Annotated in this window: 4 protein-coding genes and 1 pseudogene; 2 read left to right on the top strand and 3 right to left on the bottom strand. The window is 70.5% G+C overall.

The window, feature by feature from the left end:
• From ACCP09_RS40075 to ACCP09_RS40065, 3 genes and pseudogenes are all read right to left on the bottom strand, one after another.
• Positions 1-252, bottom strand: a pseudogene (locus ACCP09_RS40075) (lipoyl synthase); the annotation flags it as partial.
• A gap of 36 nt (positions 253-288) precedes the next feature.
• On the bottom strand, positions 289-1233 hold the full coding sequence (locus tag ACCP09_RS40070) for an oxidoreductase (RefSeq protein ID WP_123685338.1): 945 nt from the start codon (positions 1231-1233) through the stop codon (positions 289-291).
• Between the two features lie 74 nt (positions 1234-1307).
• Positions 1308-1805: a hypothetical protein gene (locus tag ACCP09_RS40065; RefSeq protein ID WP_433754318.1), complete on the bottom strand. Its 498-nt coding sequence runs from the start codon at positions 1803-1805 to the stop codon at positions 1308-1310.
• 129 nt (positions 1806-1934) lie between these two features.
• Between ACCP09_RS40065 and ACCP09_RS40060 the strand changes: the two genes are divergently transcribed.
• Entirely contained in the window at positions 1935-2525 is a 591-nt protein-coding gene (locus ACCP09_RS40060; RefSeq protein WP_378363360.1) for a TetR/AcrR family transcriptional regulator, read from the top strand.
• An 18-nt stretch (positions 2526-2543) separates the two neighbouring features.
• Entirely contained in the window at positions 2544-3476 is a 933-nt protein-coding gene (locus tag ACCP09_RS40055) for an LLM class F420-dependent oxidoreductase (RefSeq protein WP_027934768.1), read from the top strand.
• Positions 3477-3518: the final 42 nt, after the last annotated feature.

Below are 3518 nucleotides of genomic sequence, written 5' to 3'. Positions count from 1 at the left end.
GCGGCGGGTGCACTGGTCACCGCCGATGAGGAAGGTCGCCTCGCGGTCCTCCCAGCACTCGTAGATGTTGGGACAGCCCGCCTCCTCACAGACCGTGTGCAGGCCCTCCCGGCGGACCAGGCCTTTGAGCTCGGTGAACTCCGGCCCCATCTTCGCGCGGGTCTTGATCCAGGACGGCTTCTTCTCGATCGGCGTTTCACTGTTGCGGACCTCGAGCCGCAGCAGCTTCCGACCTTCAGGCACAACAGTCACGCGCCCCAGCGTACGCCCCCGGACGGGGCGGATGACCTACGCTGGGTCGGGGGTCACGCCGGTCAGCTTGGCCGTCAGGTCCCACAGCTTGCGGCCGTTCTCGCGGTCCAGCGCGGCCCGCAGCGGCGGCACCACGGTGGGGTTGCCGCGGATGCCGCGGAACAGGCGCGGGCCGATGTAGTCGCCGCCGTTGACGTCCGGCGCGGTAGCCGCGATCAGGGATGGCAGTGCGCCGGTGCGGACACCCTGCGCGATGAGCAGATCGCCCAGGAAGGTCACGCCGCCGACGAGCTTGCGCACGACCGGGTGGCCCTGCGCGTTGGCCATGTTGGAGTTCAGGTTGGTGGCCGTGTAGCCCGGGTGGGCGGCCACGCTGATCACGTCGTCACCGGCGGCCCGCAGACGGCGGTCCAGTTCCAGCGCGAAGATCTGATTGGCGATCTTGGACTGGCTGTACGCCGCGGCCGGGTTGTAGCGCCGGTGCTCGAAGCCGGGGTCGTCGAAGTCGACGCGGCCGCCGGTGGCGGCGAGGCTGGACAACGTCACCACGCGGGCGTTGGTGCCGCGCCGCAGGGCGGGCATGAGCAGCCAGGTCAGTGCCGCGTGGCCCAGGTGGTTGGTGCCGAACTGCAGCTCGAAGCCGTCCTTGGTGCGGCCCTTCGGGGCGGCCATCAGGCCGGCATTGTTGATCAGGACGTCGAGTTTCCCGCCGGTGATCTCCTCGGCGCGGGCCGCCGCCGCGCGTACCGACGACAGGTCGGCGAGGTCCAGGGAGATCAGTTCGGGAGCGACCGCCGCGCCCGCCGAGACGGTGCGCAGCGCCTGCTCGCCGCGCTCCGGGTTGCGGCAGGCGATCAGCACGCGCGCGCCCTTGGCGGCCAGCACGAGGGAGGTTTGCAGACCGAGGCCGGAGTTCGCGCCGGTGACGAGCACCGTGCGGCCCGTCTGGTCGGGGATGTCGGCCTCGGTCCAGGTTTTCATGTTCGCGATAGTAGAGCGACGCGGAGCGTCACCGTTGAGGGTGGCGGTGGGAGACGGGCGGGGCCTGGGGAAGATCACGCGCTCGGGGCCAGCATGCGCAGCAGGCGGTCGAACGGGCGCGCCGGACGCAGCCCGGGACCTTCGCTCAGCAGGGCCTCGAAGGCCGCGCCGACCTTGGCCACCTCGTCCACCGGCTCGTCCGGCTCGGCCAGCGCGGCCGCGATGGCGAGCATCGCCTGCTCGGCGCGGTGCGCGGCCTTCAGCGCCGGGTATTCGTCGCGATGGGCGGCGACGACCTCGTACAACGCGCGGTTGCGCCGGACCGCGGCGGTCCAGGCGCGCTTGACGGCGTCCACGTGGTCGTTGTCGCTCTCGACCTGGGCGCGCAGGTGGCCGCTGAGCAGCTGGGTCCACCGGTAGTGCAGCGCGAGCATGAGGTTTTCGCGCGTGCCGAAGGCCTTCTCGGCACCGGGGATCTCGTCGAAGGGCAGCGGGCCCTGCGGGTCGCGGGCCGCCGCGGTCAGGACGGCGTCCAGGATGTCGCGCCGTCGGTAGAAGTCGTTCCAGCTCACGGGTCCTCCCCAAGTTGTGACCCCGGCCATACTCTGGGTTTGAAGCATACCGTCGGTATGGTGCCGACACTGCGAACATACCACGGGTATGGAAACGGAAACCGGCGTAAGCTTGTGAGCGTGGTGACAATGCGGTCCAGGCGTCTCGACTATTCGGAGTCCACGCGGTCGGCCCTGGTGAACAGTGCTGTGGAGCTGTTCACCAAACGGGGCTACGCCGGCACTTCGCTCGACGAGGTCGCCAAGCGCGCCCGGGTCACGAAAGGTGCCCTGTATCACCATTTCAGTGGAAAGCAGGCGCTCTTCGAAGCGGCGTTCGAGAAGGTGGAGAGCCGGGTTTTCGGGCGCCTGGAAGAGATCATGGGCGGCAGCGGCACGCCGTGGGAGCGGGCGCTGGCTGGGCTGCGGGAGTTCATCTCCAGCTGCCTCGACCCGGCCTACCAGCGGATCGCGATCCACGAGGCGCCGGTGGTGATGGGCTGGGAGCGCTGGCGGGAGGCCGAGGACAGGGCGAGCTTCGGGCTGATCCGGTCGAGCCTGGAGGACCTGATCGAGGCGGGCGAGGTGGACGAGGTCCCGGTCGAGATCACCGCGCGGCTGCTGTTCGGGGCCCTGCACAGCGCGGCGACCGAGATCGCCAGCTCACCCGACCCGAAGAAGGTCGGCGCCCAGATCGAAGCGGTGATCGTGCAGCTGCTGCACCGCGTGCGCCGCACCTGAATCGATAGGGTGGAGACCGTGGACTTGAGGATCTTCACCGAACCGCAGCAGGGCGCGAGCTACGACGATCTCCTGCGCGTCGCCAAGGCGACCGAGGACAACGGCTTCGACGCCTTCTTCCGTTCCGACCACTTCCTGAAGATGGGCTCCGCCTCCGGGCTGCCCGGCCCGACCGACGCCTGGGTGACCCTCGGCGCGCTGGCCCGCGAGACCTCCCGCATCCGGCTGGGCACGCTGGTCACCGCCGCGACGTTCCGGCACCCGTCGGTGCTGGCGATCTCCGTGGCGCAGGTCGACCAGATGTCCGGCGGCCGCGTCGACTTCGGACTCGGTTCCGGCTGGTACGACGCCGAGCACCAGGCCTACGGCATCCCGATGCCGGAGATCAAGGAGCGCTTCGACCTCTACGCCGAGCAGCTGGAGATCATCACCGGCCTGTGGGAGACCCCCGAGGGCGAGACGTTCTCCTTCGACGGCAAGCACTACCAGCTCGCCGACGCGCCCGCGCTGCCCAAGCCGGCCCAGTCGCCGCGCCCGCCGGTGATCATCGGCGGTGGCGGCAAGAAGCGCACCCCGGCGCTCGCGGCCCGCTTCGCCGACGAGTTCAACGCCGCGTTCGTCGACGCCGCCACCGCCGCCACCCAGTTCGAGCGCGTGGACGCCGCGTGCCGCGAGATCGGCCGCGACCCGAAGGCGGTCATCCGCTCCGCGGCCCAGGTGGTGGCGGTCGGCAAGGACGACGCCGAGTTCGCCCGCCGCGCCGCCGCGATCGGCCGCGAGACCGACGAGGTGAAGCAGAACGGCCTGGCAGGCACCGTGGACGAGGTGGTCGACAAGATCGGCCGCTACCGCGAGGCCACCGGCGTCACCCGCCTCTACCTGCAGGTGCTGGACCTGTCCGACCTGGACCACCTCGAGCTGATCGCCTCGAAGGTCGCCCCGCAGCTGTGACCGCGCGTCCTCCGGCCCTGAGCCGAGCCCAGGACCGGAGGA

The organism is Amycolatopsis sp. 3B14 (assembly GCF_050958625.1).
Lineage (GTDB): Bacteria > Actinomycetota > Actinomycetes > Mycobacteriales > Pseudonocardiaceae > Amycolatopsis_E > Amycolatopsis_E thermoflava.
Note: the sequence above shows the minus strand (reverse complement) of the source record. Positions and strands in the feature narration are given on the sequence as shown.

Coding starts and splice junctions, on each gene's coding strand:
- ACCP09_RS40070 (WP_123685338.1), bottom strand. CDS start 1,233: ATGAAAACCTGGACCGAGGCCGACATCCCCGACCAGACGGGCCGCACG.
- ACCP09_RS40060 (WP_378363360.1), top strand. CDS start 1,935: ATGCGGTCCAGGCGTCTCGACTATTCGGAGTCCACGCGGTCGGCCCTG.